This window comes from Candidatus Kuenenia stuttgartiensis, assembly GCF_900232105.1.
In the GTDB taxonomy this organism is placed as follows: domain Bacteria; phylum Planctomycetota; class Brocadiia; order Brocadiales; family Brocadiaceae; genus Kuenenia; species Kuenenia stuttgartiensis_A.
Genome location: NZ_LT934425.1, coordinates 3278686 through 3293768, shown reverse-complemented (window position 1 = coordinate 3293768; position 15083 = coordinate 3278686). Strand labels below are relative to the sequence as shown.

Annotated in this window: 15 protein-coding genes; 10 read left to right on the top strand and 5 right to left on the bottom strand. The window is 37.7% G+C overall.

The window, feature by feature from the left end:
- Positions 1–128: 128 nt before the first annotated feature.
- Positions 129–461: a PilZ domain-containing protein gene (locus KSMBR1_RS15365; RefSeq protein WP_099326112.1), complete on the bottom strand. Its 333-nt coding sequence runs from the start codon at positions 459–461 to the stop codon at positions 129–131.
- Positions 462–734: 273 nt separating this feature from the next.
- The gene (locus tag KSMBR1_RS15360; RefSeq protein ID WP_099326111.1) at positions 735–2255 is read right to left on the bottom strand and encodes a sensor domain-containing diguanylate cyclase; all 1521 of its coding nucleotides are present in this window, start codon (positions 2253–2255) and stop codon (positions 735–737) included.
- A 288-nt stretch (positions 2256–2543) separates the two neighbouring features.
- Here KSMBR1_RS15360 and KSMBR1_RS15355 point away from each other — a divergent pair, with 288 nt between their 5' ends.
- The 8 genes from KSMBR1_RS15355 (at position 2544) to KSMBR1_RS15320 (ending at position 12004) form a co-directional block, all read left to right on the top strand.
- Complete coding sequence (locus KSMBR1_RS15355; protein ID WP_099326110.1) at positions 2544–2843, top strand: hypothetical protein; 300 nt, start codon at positions 2544–2546, stop codon at positions 2841–2843.
- Between the two features lie 657 nt (positions 2844–3500).
- Positions 3501–3920, top strand: a complete 420-nt coding sequence (locus KSMBR1_RS15350; RefSeq protein ID WP_099326109.1) for a hypothetical protein — start codon at positions 3501–3503, stop codon at positions 3918–3920.
- A gap of 252 nt (positions 3921–4172) precedes the next feature.
- On the top strand, positions 4173–5621 hold the full coding sequence (locus tag KSMBR1_RS15345; RefSeq protein ID WP_230408007.1) for a sugar transferase: 1449 nt from the start codon (positions 4173–4175) through the stop codon (positions 5619–5621).
- 328 nt (positions 5622–5949) lie between these two features.
- Positions 5950–6582, top strand: a complete 633-nt coding sequence (locus KSMBR1_RS15340) for a helix-turn-helix transcriptional regulator (protein WP_099326108.1) — start codon at positions 5950–5952, stop codon at positions 6580–6582.
- Between the two features lie 2 nt (positions 6583–6584).
- Positions 6585–7193, top strand: coding sequence for a helix-turn-helix transcriptional regulator (locus KSMBR1_RS15335; protein WP_099326107.1), 609 nt, complete (start codon positions 6585–6587; stop codon positions 7191–7193).
- A gap of 580 nt (positions 7194–7773) precedes the next feature.
- Positions 7774–9477 (top strand): HD family phosphohydrolase, encoded by a 1704-nt coding sequence (locus KSMBR1_RS15330; protein ID WP_169704261.1) that lies wholly within the window; start codon positions 7774–7776, stop codon positions 9475–9477.
- A gap of 44 nt (positions 9478–9521) precedes the next feature.
- On the top strand, positions 9522–10421 hold the full coding sequence (locus tag KSMBR1_RS15325) for a flagellin (protein ID WP_099326105.1): 900 nt from the start codon (positions 9522–9524) through the stop codon (positions 10419–10421).
- A gap of 305 nt (positions 10422–10726) precedes the next feature.
- Entirely contained in the window at positions 10727–12004 is a 1278-nt protein-coding gene (locus KSMBR1_RS15320) for a tetratricopeptide repeat-containing glycosyltransferase family 2 protein (RefSeq protein ID WP_099326104.1), read from the top strand.
- Between the two features lie 185 nt (positions 12005–12189).
- Here KSMBR1_RS15320 and KSMBR1_RS15315 read toward each other — a convergent pair whose 3' ends face one another.
- The 3 genes from KSMBR1_RS15315 to KSMBR1_RS15305 all read right to left on the bottom strand — a co-directional run bounded on the left by KSMBR1_RS15315 (position 12190) and on the right by KSMBR1_RS15305 (position 13657).
- The gene (locus KSMBR1_RS15315; protein WP_099326103.1) at positions 12190–12723 is read right to left on the bottom strand and encodes a flagellar protein FlaG; all 534 of its coding nucleotides are present in this window, start codon (positions 12721–12723) and stop codon (positions 12190–12192) included.
- 139 nt (positions 12724–12862) lie between these two features.
- Positions 12863–13174 carry a flagellar export chaperone FliS gene (locus KSMBR1_RS15310; RefSeq protein ID WP_099326102.1) on the bottom strand — a complete coding sequence of 104 codons (312 nt, stop codon included), beginning with the start codon at positions 13172–13174 and terminating at the stop codon, positions 12863–12865.
- A gap of 30 nt (positions 13175–13204) precedes the next feature.
- Positions 13205–13657 carry a hypothetical protein gene (locus tag KSMBR1_RS15305; RefSeq protein ID WP_157820645.1) on the bottom strand — a complete coding sequence of 151 codons (453 nt, stop codon included), beginning with the start codon at positions 13655–13657 and terminating at the stop codon, positions 13205–13207.
- 137 nt (positions 13658–13794) lie between these two features.
- Here KSMBR1_RS15305 and KSMBR1_RS22505 point away from each other — a divergent pair, with 137 nt between their 5' ends.
- Positions 13795–14064 carry a hypothetical protein gene (locus tag KSMBR1_RS22505; RefSeq protein WP_230405763.1) on the top strand — a complete coding sequence of 90 codons (270 nt, stop codon included), beginning with the start codon at positions 13795–13797 and terminating at the stop codon, positions 14062–14064.
- Entirely contained in the window at positions 13956–15014 is a 1059-nt protein-coding gene (locus KSMBR1_RS15300) for an ISL3 family transposase (protein ID WP_230408085.1), read from the top strand. The genes KSMBR1_RS22505 and KSMBR1_RS15300 overlap by 109 nt, the downstream gene beginning before the upstream one ends.
- Positions 15015–15083: the final 69 nt, after the last annotated feature.

The following is a 15083-nucleotide window of genomic DNA, read 5'->3' as shown; positions in this document are numbered from 1 at the left end:
TCTCGTTCCAAAACTCTCAGGCCGGGTCAAATGCAAAATTGCACTGATAGGCTATGTACGGGAAAAAGCATATAAGAAAAATGTTTTCTATACTTTATTTTGCTTTAAGCCGGGCAATTATTAAGTTCTTAAGCAAAAATATAGCGTTTAAGTATATCTTTACTTTGGTCATTTATTAAACCGTTATAATAAATTGCCAAAAAACATATTCCGGCGGAGTATGTTTCCCTAACGATTAATCCGTGTGATTTTATTAAGTACGTTTCATTATTGATTGGAATAAAAAGGTCAAAATTGAGTATCTTGTCAGGCAAGTAATTGTAACGTGCTATTGTTTTACAGCATATACCGCTGAGACTAAGATTTATCACCTCTGCTTTAAAGAGGGTATCATCAAAATAAAGCTCCAACCGAGTATTTGAATCGATTCTTTTATATTTTCTTTTTTCAAATGATATCATTATAGCCTTACGCCTAAAAAACAATGCCACGCATGGTGCGCTCTATGGACAATAATAAAGGCACCTTCTCAATAAGTTGAGGTTTTATAATGATTTCTATTGTCCTCTGTCCACAATCTGCAATTTGCCAACTGTACAGTATTCCCAATTAATAAAGGGAGTAAGGGGCAAGGAGGGTTGTTTACCGCAACTTATTGAGAAGTAACTAATACAGTGTTACAATATATATTATCTACTTTTTATCATATATAATAAATACCCTCTTTGGGGTGGTTATTTATTATTCGTTAATAAGGAGAAAATATATTTCCAATTGTTATGCCCATCTACTATCTCAGCGCCTATTTCGTATCTGTTTTTATGAATTATCTTTTCGTGGGCAATTCTGATTGAGAAGATCGCAGGCAGGTAAACTTCAGAATCAACAACAACCCGGCAGGTAAATATTTCGTCTAATTTAGGTTTGAAATCAAGATCCCCTTTGAACCCTCCCTTGCCGATATCGCCAATTACACAAATTCTCCAGTCATCTTCCATTACTTTGATTTCAAAACATTGTATATTATTAATTCCTTTATCAACCCTCAACAATGTTTTAAATCTGCTAATCCGCCTGTTTACATTTTTGTACAGGAGAAGATTAACCTCTTCTTTGCTTAGCAATGAACTATGTTTAGTTTTTTTTACGTTCTGATGAAAAGGCTGATGATCGTCTAATGTATTATTGACGACTCTGTTACGGCCGCATGATTTGCCAATATAAAGATATTTATCCGCGACGGATAAAATCTGTTTTACAGAATTTCCATCCTCCGGATAGCCGGCAACACCTGCAGTTATTGTCACACACTCCACTTTCCCTTCAGCGACTTCTAACGACAAAATCCTTTTTACCACGTCCCTGAGTTTATCAATGACAAGGGTGGCACTATTCTTGTCCATGCCTGGCAAAAGTATCGCAAATTCTTCCCCGCCATATCTGCTCACAATATCACTATATCTTACATTTGATTTCAGGATATATGCTAATTTTTTAAGAATTTCATCTCCAAACAAATGCCCGTAGGTATCGTTATAGTATTTAAAGTGATCTATATCAATCATAGCGATTGAAAAATGTAGGTTATGGCGTATTGCTTTACTATGTTCGAGATGACAACTGTCAAAAAAAAATTTTCTTTGGTAAAGCATGGTAAGATCGTCGTACATTGCGCCTTTTTCAGCTTTTTCGTATAGCTCAATCCTCTCAATGGTATTAGCAATATTCAATGCCACCGTAATAAATAATCCCATATCTTCTTCGGTAAATGCATTTATTTCTTTCTTGTGTATGTTTAATAATCCAAGCATTCGATTATTTTTAGAGCGCAATGGCAAAGATAAAAACGATCCGATATTTTCCAGTTTTCCTTTATAAAAAAACTGGTCTTTTTTCTTGCTTATGTCATTTAATAAAAAGGGTTTCCCCGTCTGGGCAGCAATGCATGCATATTCCTCCCCCTTTTTAAAGGTGACGTCTTTCACCGCTTCAAAAATATCACTTCCCGTTTTAAATATCGTCAATTCATCGTTGTCCCCGTTATTTAACATGAAACAGAAGTCATCAATACAAAGATTATTCTTCAAAAAAATGGCCGTATATTCAAATAGTTCTTCAATTTTTATTGATAAATTCAGGTTCTCATTTAACAAGTAAAGCAAATAAAGCGAAAACGCACCTTCTCTGGTGCTGTTCTCAATATTCTTATCAGAGCCATACTTACCGTTATGGTGTTTGTTTATGTTTAATAACATTTTTATGGTATACGATAAATATTGTTACTGTCCGCAAATCCTAAAAATAAAAGCCCGCGGTTCTTCATATTGCATAATGTAAGGGTATTCGCAAATTTCGTACCCCGCAAAATTACTTTTCGAAAAAAAGGGTAGCACTATTTAAAATATCGCATACGAATTGTGCTTATATAGTAATAGTATATGTTGAAACTTACACGAGCAAATGGCCGCCCCTGCTCGTTCAGGTCAGGTCAGATTTACAATACTACTCTCTTTTCAATCAGGGAATAATTAAGAAGGCATTGTATGCTGCCGTTAACAAAACAAACGGATTGCGTAAAAAAAGCTTCATGCGGTGAACCGTTTAATGCAATATTTGCGAGTGATACTGTTTCTCTGGAAATCCTTGCAACCGGCTTAATTGCCGGGAAACACTTACAAACAAAAACGAGTGCACGCAATAAGGGATGTGCAAAACGTTGCACGGTACAATCGGAAAAAGATATAACCGTTTGGCATAGACGGAATTACGTGAAACATTATTATGGCTGCAATTTTTGCACAAACCATCGTGTTCTTTACCGCTGTTCAACAAAGAAGTTGTAATTTATCCTCTTCCCTGAATCATAATAAATTCTTACTTCTCTTATTAAAAATTGCGCAAAGTATTTCACGTTGGGGTTCCTTTTTAATAACTTAAATTCATACATTCCATTACACAAACAATGATCCCGAATGGTTTAATTCTCTGTGAATACGAGCGGGGAAGATGTTTTTTGAAGACATAATGCAATGGCAACAAATGGTCTTTTTCGTTTTCAAAAAAGGGGAAAAACCGCCTCTTAATATTCTATTGTGACCACATTTACGCCCTATGAAACAGCAACATCCAGTTTGTTTTGGCACGTTAATTGTGTTAGATAAATGTGGCCGTTATTTAATGCCTGCGCCGTATGTCACGATTCGAGCGTTTGTATTGAATATGCCTTCTCAAAAAAACACAGCGAAATTTCATGGCCATTGTGTTGATGCTGGCTAAAAATTAAAAATGTTAAAATCCAATTAATAGATGATAGAGCCACATATTGACACGGGTTGAAAACGGATAGAAAAGTGGTTTATGGAAAGAGAGGTATTTATAGGAGGTACAAAGTGGATTACCTCCCATCATCCCCTCCTTCGCAAGAGGGAATAAAGGGAAGGGTGTGATTCAAGGTAAGTTATGTACACACTTAGGTATCGATAATTAAAGAGGGGGATAATATGGCGGTATCAGATGAATTGTATGACATGATTAAGTTTTTTGAAATCAATAGACATCAGGAGATGAGAAAAGAGAATTTATATAATCCCGCAAATTTGTGGTGCATGTGGATAAGAAAGGATTTGCAAACATGGAAGAAGTTTGTTGTGTGGTATCTACAAGACTCCCTGGAAATATTAGAAAAAAACGGCGGCAATTTTTGGGATTACTTTACCTCTCATAAAAACAATATACAAGAATTTGCAAATGAATGGGTAGTTGATGAAGAAAGGAATAGTTTTTATCGATTTTGCATTAACAAAATGAAAAACAATGACCTATCGTCTAAAACCTATCACTATAAACATCATAGCCTCGACCAAAAAGATTTTAACCATGAAGCACCGCTAGCATACGAAGAAAGTATGCAAAAACTGTAAGACAAATGAGATATTCCAGGAGGGTTCAGGTTCCAAACCTGGATCCGCGGAGAGACAGGTTTTAGGCCTATCTCTTTTTCCAATATGGCGCGAAACACCATTTCGCTAGTGACGATGCAATCGCTTCGTCCTGCAACTTTGAAACCCCTATACTATTAAATTGTTAACGTTTTTACCGGGGAGTAAATCATTGCATTATAAATATGAACTATTCATACACTTTTCTTGTAAGGATAACGGCAGGAAATTCATATGTTAAAAGAATATCACCTATTTTTCAGAAGGCTGATGATTTGTTTCGATTTGTTTATCGTCACAATATCTTTTTTCCTGTCCCCGTTTTTATTCAGCGACTACGGCGATGTTATTCAGCAGTTTGGCAACTATTTCATACTATTGCCTGCGCTGTTGAGCGTGTGGGGGATATTTCTGCATAATTTTGGCATGTATGAATCTTTCAGGACAAAGAACATTACCGAAGTGATCTTCCCCGTAATAGAAACAGCTTTAGTGGGAGGAGGTCTTTTGGGAAGCTTTGTGTTCCTTGCAAAGATTCAAACGATAGGCAGTGAGCATTTGTTTTACTCTTTTTTCATGGCGACTATATTATTATGCGGCGAAAAGGTTTCGCTTTTATTTTTTATGCAGTATCAGCGTAAAAATGGCTTTAACACGAGAAACATTTTAATTGTTGGTACTGGTAAAAGGGCGCAGCATTTTATAAACACCATCGGAAAAAATGTGGAATGGGGTATTAATGTTATCGGTCTTATTGATAACGATGCGGCAAAAAAGAATACTGTGGTATGCGGAAATAAAGTAATTGGCGCCGTTAAAGATATCCCTGCAATAATTCATAAAACTGTTGTAGACGAAGTCATGTTTGTTGTTCCCAGGTCATGGTTAAACACGGTGGAAGAAATGATTCGGTACTTGTGCGATATAGAGGGACTAAAGGTGAGTGTGGCAGTGGATTTGTTTACGCTTAATTTGGCAAGGACAAAGTATAGCCATGTAACCCCGGATACCATCGGTAAGACCAGGAGTTATCTGTCGGAATTTCCTTTGCTTGTTTTTGAAAGCGCTCCGGACAAATTATTGCAGCTTTTTATTAAACGTCTTATGGACATAATCTTTTCAGGAATAGCGCTTGTCTCGTTATTTCCAGTGTTTCTCATTATAGCAATTGCAATAAAAACTACGTCAAACGGTCCTTTATTTTTTAAACAGAAGAGATGCAGTTTAAACGGAAGAGTATTTAAATTGTACAAGTTCAGGACAATGGTTGCAGATGCTGAAGCAAAACGGGGGGCGCTGTTAAAGAACAATGAAATGCAAGGACCTGTCTTTAAGATGTCAAATGATCCGCGTGTGACAAAAATCGGAAAGTTTTTGCGCAAGTATAGTATAGATGAATTCCCGCAATTTTGGAATGTATTGAAAGGCGATATGAGTTTGGTAGGGCCTCGCCCACCCATTCCAAAGGAAGTGGATGAATATGAACCATGGCATAGAAGACGGCTGAGCATGAGACCAGGGTTAACCTGCATATGGCAAGTGTCAGGAAGAAATAAAATTACCAATTTTGATGAATGGATGCGGTTGGATTTGGAATATATTGACAACTGGTCAGTCTGGCTGGATTTTAAAATACTTTTTGGAACAGTGCCTGCGGTATTAGCAGGTTCCGGGGCTAAATGAACAAGTGTAGCGCAATGGTAGAAAGAAAACCAATTTAACTTAACAACTTTGGTTTTTTGAAAAATTCCAATAACAGCACCGCTTGGCGCATAGTGTAGGGTAGAAGCATTTGCTATAAACGGTGCTCGTTCCTCACTTGATATCTAAGCCCACTAAATTCTAATGTAGTGCGACGAACCTCATCGCACTACAAATGACAATTTTCCAGTTTCAAAAGACTGAAGCGTTAAAATTGATTTGAAATTCTAAACGAGCACTTCTTTCGTATTTCGTGCTTGTATTATTCTGGTTTGTCCAGGTTTGGAGGGTTTCTTACAGGAGAAGCAACATGAATAAAACATGTCATTATGATTATAATAATTTCGCACATGGCAAGGCATTTATCTTTTACCGGCAAGGATATGATAAATATGCCTCAAAGGTATTTTATAGTCCGGCGGCAATAGACATTTTGCTGCGATCAAATCTGGTTGGGACAAAAGGAAAAGCAGCTGCACCTGATATATCGTTATTTTGTGATAAATGGAAAAAATTGCTGGATAGAAAATTTGAAGAAATCGGAAATGAATCAGAAAAGAAGACCGAACCAACTTACTTTATCGATCTCATTAAGAGCCAGAAAAGAAGGTATGCCGTGCGCGGAACAACACTTTCAGATTCAGCACAGAATATAAATCAGGCGGAATGGCCCCATTTGTTCATATTGGACAGGACGCATTCCGACCATGCGCATATCGCCCAAAGCTTCCGCAAATGGCATCTGAACAGAAGGGAACAGGAAATCGTTCAATTACTGCTTGATGACCACAGCAATAAAGAGATCGCTCTCAATCTTAATTTAAGCTACAACACCATTAAAGGATATTTGAGACTTCTTATGCGAAAGCTTGATGTAAATAGCAGGGCAGGGATTATATCAAGGCTGCTCTATATTAACAATCTTAACGTTAATTATTCTTAAGCATGGACAGTGCATTTGGTTTTTATTCCAAAGACGTGATTAAAAATGCTGCGTTTATTTTCTATATTCCAGGAAATGAAAAATCGGCTCTGGATGTATTTTATAGCCCTATGGCTTTCGATATTCTGATGCGCACACATACTGTAAGGAAGAAAGAAAGAGAAGCTGTTTCTGATATATCATCATTTTGTGACAAATGGAAAAAATTGCTGGATAAAAAATTCGAAGGAATCGGGAGTGCCTTCAAAGAACGGTCGGAGCAGGTCTACTTTATTGATGTAATAAAGAGCCAGAAAAGATTTTATGCTGTTCGGGGGATTGTACTTTCAGATTCGCCACAGAAAATAAATCAGGCGGAGTGTCCCCATTTGTTTATATTAGACAGAACGCATTCCGACCATACGCATATCGCAAAAAACTTCCGCAAATGGCAGCTGAACAGACGGGAACAGGAAATCGTACAATTGCTGCTTGGCGACCACAGCAATAAAGAGATCGCTCTCTATCTTAATTTGAGCTGTAATACCATTAAAGGATATTTAAAGCTTCTTATGCGAAAGCTTGACGTTAATAGCCGGACAGGAATCATATCAAAACTGCTGATGGAGTAGCAGCATCAATATAATCTTTTGAAAGACGCATTTAAATTAAAGGGCGGCACTAAAACTTTTTTTATATTCCATATCGGTGCGCATATTCAAACAATCACGGACAAACGAAGTTTGTCCTTACCACCGTGAAAAGTGCATAGATAAAATGAAATTTTTATACAATTAAATTATTCCTGCTACCTCTGGGTGATTTCAGATTTGCAACCAGAACCACACGTGTCATATTTTTAATCCCCTAATAATATCACTTCGTCTTACTCATCTTCATCCTTTCATCAAAATTAAAGCAAAAAAACGTTATTTGGTTTAAAAAACACACAGAATATATTTCCTAAAAAGCGGAAATATTTACATCATCCCCTCTCAAATGTAGAAATTATTAACATTTCACCGCAAATTCCGTAGCGCTATAAATTCACCTATTTAATTTATTTTGAATAACTTATAAAAACCAATACTTCCCATTCATTTTTATAAATCACATTTGGCATATACCTTGCGAGAGTAACAAAACAGATGAAATTGTTCTCGAAGAATTACCCAATTTAAATCCTAATCGGTGAGGGAAAACAATATGACAATGAATACGCTAAAAATGCCTGTTTATATCAAGCGATATGCAGAATCTTCCAAAGATTTAAATACAGAGATACAGAAAGAGCTTAAAAATGTACAGGAATCATTGTCTGATATTAAAAGGCTTACCAGTTTATCTCATTTACTGCGTTACCCCGACGCCATAGGCATAAGAAACAATGATTCTATTGCAAACATCAAGGACTTGAATGTTAAAGAGGTCGGCCACGCATTAATTTCACAAATAGAGGTAGATAGACTTTTCCCCCTGATGAATAATCTTACAATAAGCGGCACAGGAAGCGCAACCGGCATTATCGTTTTGATCAATAGCAATAATGAACTATTGCTAAAGGCTTCAGAAGGCATTGCTAATCATATCGCAAGCAATAAATCGTTCAGGATAAATGACAACATCCTCAAATGGATAATAAAAAATGGAAATCCACTTATTGTAAATGATATTAACAAAGATCCCCGTTTTAAACAGGATCAATCTGATTGGATTCTCGGCAAAACAATTCTTTACGTTCCTATTAAAGTGAAAGAGAAGGTTGTGGGAATTGTAAGCGTAAGCAATAAAAAGTCCGGAGATGTTTATGGAGCAGCTGATGTAAGATTTTTGGAAACTATTGCAACCTATGCTGCTATCGCCATTGGAAATTCTCATTTATCAGAACGCTTAAAAAACGGAAACGCGCTAGAACAACTTACATTAAATTATTATGATGAAAAAAACAGATATCTTCCCGCAACGTTAAGAAGTATTAAATCTGGCGCTTTTGCAGGGTGTGATTTATATTTACAAACAATTGTAAATAATGAAGCCAAGCATTTGCTTTACTGTAAAGGTTTTAAATTGTTGGAAGACGAACGGAAAGAATCCTTCGTAAAGAAAAATATTAACAGAATATACGTCGCAAAAAATGGCACGGAACAATACCTTCGATATATGGAAACAAACATGGATCGGTTTGTTCGTGACGAAACAGTATCATTACAAGAAAGAGCGCGTATGCTCTATGATATTGCGTCAAATATAATAAAAGACGCCTACAAAAACATTGACATTAATGTCATTATTGAAAGAGTCCGGGATTGGACAACGACACTATTAGACTTTGTATTAGTAAATCAGGATAAGCATGCACATTTAATAAAAGTGCTAAAATACAATGGAAAAGTATTTAACCATTCCGCAAATATGGCCATACTCGGCATACTATTTGGCCATTATTTAGGCTACTCAAAGAAAGAACTGGCAATATTGGGCACGGGCATATTGCTTCACGATATTGGCGCCACATGCCTAAGCACTAACACTATCGAAGAAGAAACCCCTGAAAAACTATCAAAACAAGAAAAGGAAACCTATAAGAAACATGCAGAATTTGGATTCTTTCTCTTGTCAAAAAATACTCTTGTCCCAGAAGAAGCTTGTCTTATCGCAAGACAACATCATGAACAATTAAATGGGAAGGGCTATCCGGAAGGCATAATTGGAGAAAAAATCCACCCTTATAGCCGCATAACTCACCTCCTTGACGAATACGAACGACAAATGTCCACTGATTCAAAATACGAACAAAACCCAGCATTTAAAGTACTGCAGCATATGGTAGGAAAGATGGACGGGAGTTTTGATAATGATATATTAAAAAAATTTATAAGTTTTCTTAATACAAGCATAAATGCAATTTCTATATAAACAATAAATAGTCAATTTATTACATTTAACAAGGAGGTTGTAAAATGAGTAGGATTAATACAAATATCGGCGCTTTAAACGCATTGAAATCATTAAATGATGTTAACACCCGCCTCTCTGTATCTCAATTAAGATTGGCTACCGGTAAGAGAATTAACTCTGCCGCAGATGATGCAGCAGGATTTTCGATTGCCAAAAAATTTAATGCCCGTTCACAGGGACTTGGCCAGGCCCTTTCAAACATAGGATCTGCCAAAAATCTGATGGCTGTTGCTGAAGGCCATTTAAACAATATTCTTGATATTCTGACACAGATGAAGACAAAGGCAACACAGGCGGCAGATGATTCGTTAGGGAGCGCAGAGCGTAATGCCATAAAAGCGGAATTGAACCAGTTGGCAGTCCAAATTGATCTTGAGGTTGCCCAAGCAACATGGAACTCAAATTCAATATTTGGCGGAGCGAATGCAACATCCGGGTCCGCAAGCAGCGTGCAGTTCAAATTCCAGATTGGCGCCGGTTCAAGCGGTACCAATGACGTGTTGTCGTTTGACTTGTTAGCAAATACCAATGTAAGCTTTGACAGTGGGGCTACTGATAAAAACTATACCGCAAGTGGATTGAATGTAAGTATCGCTACAACATCGGTAGCATCAAACGCTTCTGCACGTGCATTGATGAGCAATATAGACACAGCCATTGAAGATGTATCAGAGGCATTGAGCTACATTGGTTCGGTGGTAAACAGGCTGACGTATCAGGAAACCAGTTTAACGGTAGCAAGAACAAATACCGATGCTGCGAGAAGCAGGATTGAGGATGCAGATATGGCATATGAACAATTAGAAGCCACCAAGCTACAGATATTGCAACAAACTGCCAGCGCTATGCTTGCACAAGCAAATACCAGCCCTCAGATAATAATGCAGCTCTTTCAGGGTTAAAACATTTTATTATGTCAGAAAAAAACAAAAAGGCCGTTTTATATTAATAAAACGGTTTTTTTATCTTGAAAATACACAACATTACGTTTTATCGTTTTGCATGTTTCCGATGCCTGTTAGTACCTTATCAGTAATTTCTTTGCATTTTTTGACAAAATATTTACGGATGAACCCCGAAATGCTAAATACGAAACAAATTCTAATTTTCAATTTTCAAATGTTCAAAACCAGGTTTTTTGTAACAATTTAGCTCTTTTAAAAATTCCAATTCACGGTGAACCAACACACAAACCATACCAAAATATATGGATCAATCTGAAAGATTGATCCATCCAGGAGTTCGCCAAAGGCGATACGTTCACATTATGGTCAAACTTTCTGCCTGTCTGATAGTTAAAAACGAGTCCGGTATTCTTCCCCGTTGCCTGGAAAGTATTCAATCTTTTGCAGATGAAATAATCATTGTAGACACAGGTTCTACTGATAATACTGTAGAAATTGCCCTGCGCTATAAGGCAAAAGTGCATCATTTTCAATGGAGAAACGATTTTTCCGCAGCCCGCAACGAATCATTGCGATATGCAAATGGCGACTGGATACTTTACATTGACGCAGATGAAATTATTGATGAAGCTAACGCGCTAAAAATTCGGTCACTAATTAACAGCAAGGATATTATGGCGCTTACGGTAAGGCAATGTATTCCTCAACAATGTGACAACATAGCAACCTCTTTCTACAGCGAATACTGCAGGGTTTTCCGGAGACATCCAGAAATCCGCTTTGAAGGGACCATTCACGAACAAATATTGCCTTCAATTAAAAGATTAGGCGGTAAAATACTCAGAGCTGACATAATAATTCACCACTGGGCTTACGCTTTCAACAAAGAGAAAAAGAGGCAAAGGGCGGAACGGAATCTTAATTATTTACTAAAAGAGTTTGAAAAAAATCCGGACGATTCATTCACACTCTTCAATCTGGGCATGACTTACCAGGAACTGGGAAACAATGATTCAGCGATTCAGGTATACCTGCGCATGCTTGAAAAACCGACTGACATTAAAAACGAACTTACAGGACAATCGCACATAAACCTATCAAAGATATATTTAGAGAATGATAATACTACGAAAGCCGTCTACCACGCGCAACAAGCCTTGCTTTTAGACACTAACAATCCTTTGTCTGCGTATATGCTTGCAACAATCGCTGTGACAAAAAAACAATTTCAGAAGGCAATTGAACATTTAGAAACTGCAATAAAAATATCTGAAGGCGAAACAGGTATTGCCCCCAACGTAGAATTAAACATGGCGCAGATATATCTTGAGTTAGGCAGTTGCCGTTATTCACTTCACGACTTTGTTGGTGCAGAAAATGATTTTTTACGTTCACTGGCATACGACGCGTCTGCCACAAACCCCTATATCCTGATCGGGAATTCCCGTCTTATACGTGGAGACAAAAGGGGAGCAAAAGACATGTTCGAACAAGCGCTAACCATTAACCCGCAACTAACAGAGGCAAAAAGCGGACTTACCCTCTGCAGTAATGAAAAATCAGCCCTTGCTAATGAATAGAAACATGAACGTAGAAGAGTATGCCCTGCAACACGGATAAAGCTAGCCAAACAAGGAATATTGTGCGAAGCCCCAGCGCTGTTCAAAAAAGAATAGATGTTTGAATTAAGGTAAGGAAAAACTGTGGGGATAATGATAGGGACGATTAAATAGTACCAAAAAAAGACTACAATCGTTTGTCTACTTTATTTAACGACTTCATCCACTTTATTGCCCAAATTTGCCTGAGCCATTTGGTTGTAATACGATTTCAGCATTTTCATTCGTGAAATGGTATCTTCCGGGGGTAATTGTCTGATGATTTTTTCGGTGTCTAAATCTCTCACGGTGGTAACAACAAGATTCAACTCTTTCTCAATAGCAAATTCAACCCGCGTACCAATAGGAGAAACACCGGGGAAAACGGGAGGGGAATGAGAATCGTATAAGGCAGAAGAAGCTGGTTGTTCCGATGGTATTTCCTTTTTTGAAACAGCCACATCATTAGAGTCGCTGTTACTGTTGCTTTGAGGAGATGTATTGCTAACACTCGCGCTACTGCTCACATTTTGCGATACAATTTTCTTATCAATAATTGCTTGGTAAGAAACCTTCGCATCTTCTGTTATTTTATCAGAAGATACATCTTTCCCCTTTTCCTTGCTGACAATATCTTTTTTGTCAACTTCAGTAAACAACTTATTATTAGAACTATAACTATGAATCTTGCCCACATCCATAATTTTGCTCCAAAAATATTGTTTATACAGATAAAATTAAAAATAATTATTTAATCCTTTGCACAGGTGGCATGGGTTGATTTACTGCCAGCGCAAGAACTTTAAAAACGTATATGCATATTTACACATAAAATATAAATCAAGCGGCGTCCTGTACCTGCAACCATGCGCCTCTTAACTCTTTAAAAATCTTCAACGCAGCGTCAAATCTTCCGTTTTTTATCTCCCGCATACAAAATTCATATAGCCTGAAAAGTGAATTTGAAATCTCTGCCTGATCGAAGTTCAAAGAGTCAATTAATTCTGCCAGCACAATACTTGCCTTTTCTTCATCCTTACGATTACACGCGGTAATACCTGCGTCATACGCTTTTATTAATAATTGGAGCGGATTTAACGTCATTATTCCCTGTTCAAGATATGCATGCCCAACTTTTTTTGTTCCTACCATAAATTTTCACCTCCATAAAAAAGTATTGTATTATCCACACACATCAATAAATGAAGGATTATCATTAATGTTCTGGTCTAAACTACGTACCAATTGCTTGCTTTCCTGTATTTTTTCAAGATTTAAAGCAATTTCATTTATTCTGCTTTCTATGAGAGACTTGTTTTCTTTATCCAGAAGAGCAATCTCGTCTAAAAGTTTTCTCATCTTCCCCACTCGCTCTTTTAATAAATATTTTCCTTCCTCATCGTCAATACCCCCAACAAGTTCTTTTATCGAATGACATTCTTCACCAAGGGCGGAAGCCCTCTTTATTATTATCCCTCTTTCCTGCATTTTTTTAATTAACAAGTCTTCTTCATCTCCGCCGTTCAACATTTCCTTCAATTCAATTGTATTACGAAGTATTTTATCACAATCATCCAGCCTGATCCCAAGAAGATTTATTATTTCATCGTATGAATTTATTTTATTATTAACCAAATCCAAACTCCATTCATTATCTATTTAGGGTCTTCTCCCTACTGAGTGGGTAAAAATGAGCGAAAAAAGTCTTGCGACCCGCAATTAGAGGGAGTTTTCAGCTTGTTTTAGCGTCTAAAAATGTGATATAAAATCGCATGAGAAAAAAACGATCACTTTATGATGCATATCAGTTTTGTAGTTTTAAACCACAACACAAGGTATCAGGCGTTTTTGGCGACTCCAATGCCATGGTAATAAAGCTTACCCGACAGGGAAAAAAACCGTCTGCGGTAACTGCGGTAAAGTATACCGAACCATCTATGACCGCAAGAATAGGCGAGTGCGTGATCTTTCCAGCGGCAATAGGCGTGTATACCTTGAACTTGAGATTCGCCGGGTTTTCTGTATTTGCTGCAACAAGGTGAAGCAAGAGAAGCTGAAGTTCCTTGCGGATAATCCTTTCTACACCAAGCGCTTTGCCTTCTATGTTGGCAAGCGATGCAATACTCAGACGATTAAAGACGTTGCCGTAGAATTGCACCTGGACTGGAAGACTGTCAAGGAACTCGAAAAGCAGTACATGCTGGAGAAACTCCGCCGTGCCGGGAATCCTGGTCCAAAGGTAATCGGTATTGATGAAATTTCTATTCGTAAAGGTCACCGTTACCGTATCATAGTAAGCGACCTTGAGAGGAAGCGGGTGATTTGGTTTGGTGGTAAAGACCGTTCAGAAGAGAGCATGAACCTCTTCTACGACGAGTTAGGTGTGCACAAAACCAGGAAGATACGGCTTGCGGTTATGGACATGTGGAAGGCTTTTGAGAATGCCATCCGTTGTCGCGCACCACAGGCGGCCATCCTTTACGATAAATTTCATATCATAAAGCATCTGAACGACGCCTTAGACAAAGTGAGAAAGAGCGAATATGCCAGACTGAGTGGCAAAGATCGTAAGTTCATTAAAGGTCAGAAATACACACTTCTTTCTCATCGTGAAAACCTTACGGTAGAAGGGAGAAAGGCATTAAAGATACTTCTGACCGCTAATAAACGACTTAATACGGCATATGTCCTCAAAGAAACATTCGGACAGTTATGGAGCTACACGTCAGAGGCCTGGGCCAGAAAGTTTTTTGATAACTGGAAGGCCTCGTTAAAATGGCAACGGCTTAAACCCTATGAGGAGTTTGCAGAACTGGTTGAACGCCACTGGGATGGCATTGCCGCTTTCTGCAAACCAGAAAATAAAGTTCCGCTAGGATTTGTCGAAGGGCTGAACAACAAAATCAGGGTCATTCAACGCCGAGCTTACGGTCTACGAGACGAAGAATATCTTCGACTCAAAATCTTGGCCTGCATGCTGCCTGATATCTAACACAAAGCAATTTTCGCTCATTTTTACCCACTCGATAGGGAGAAGACCCTCTATTTATTAGAACCTCAT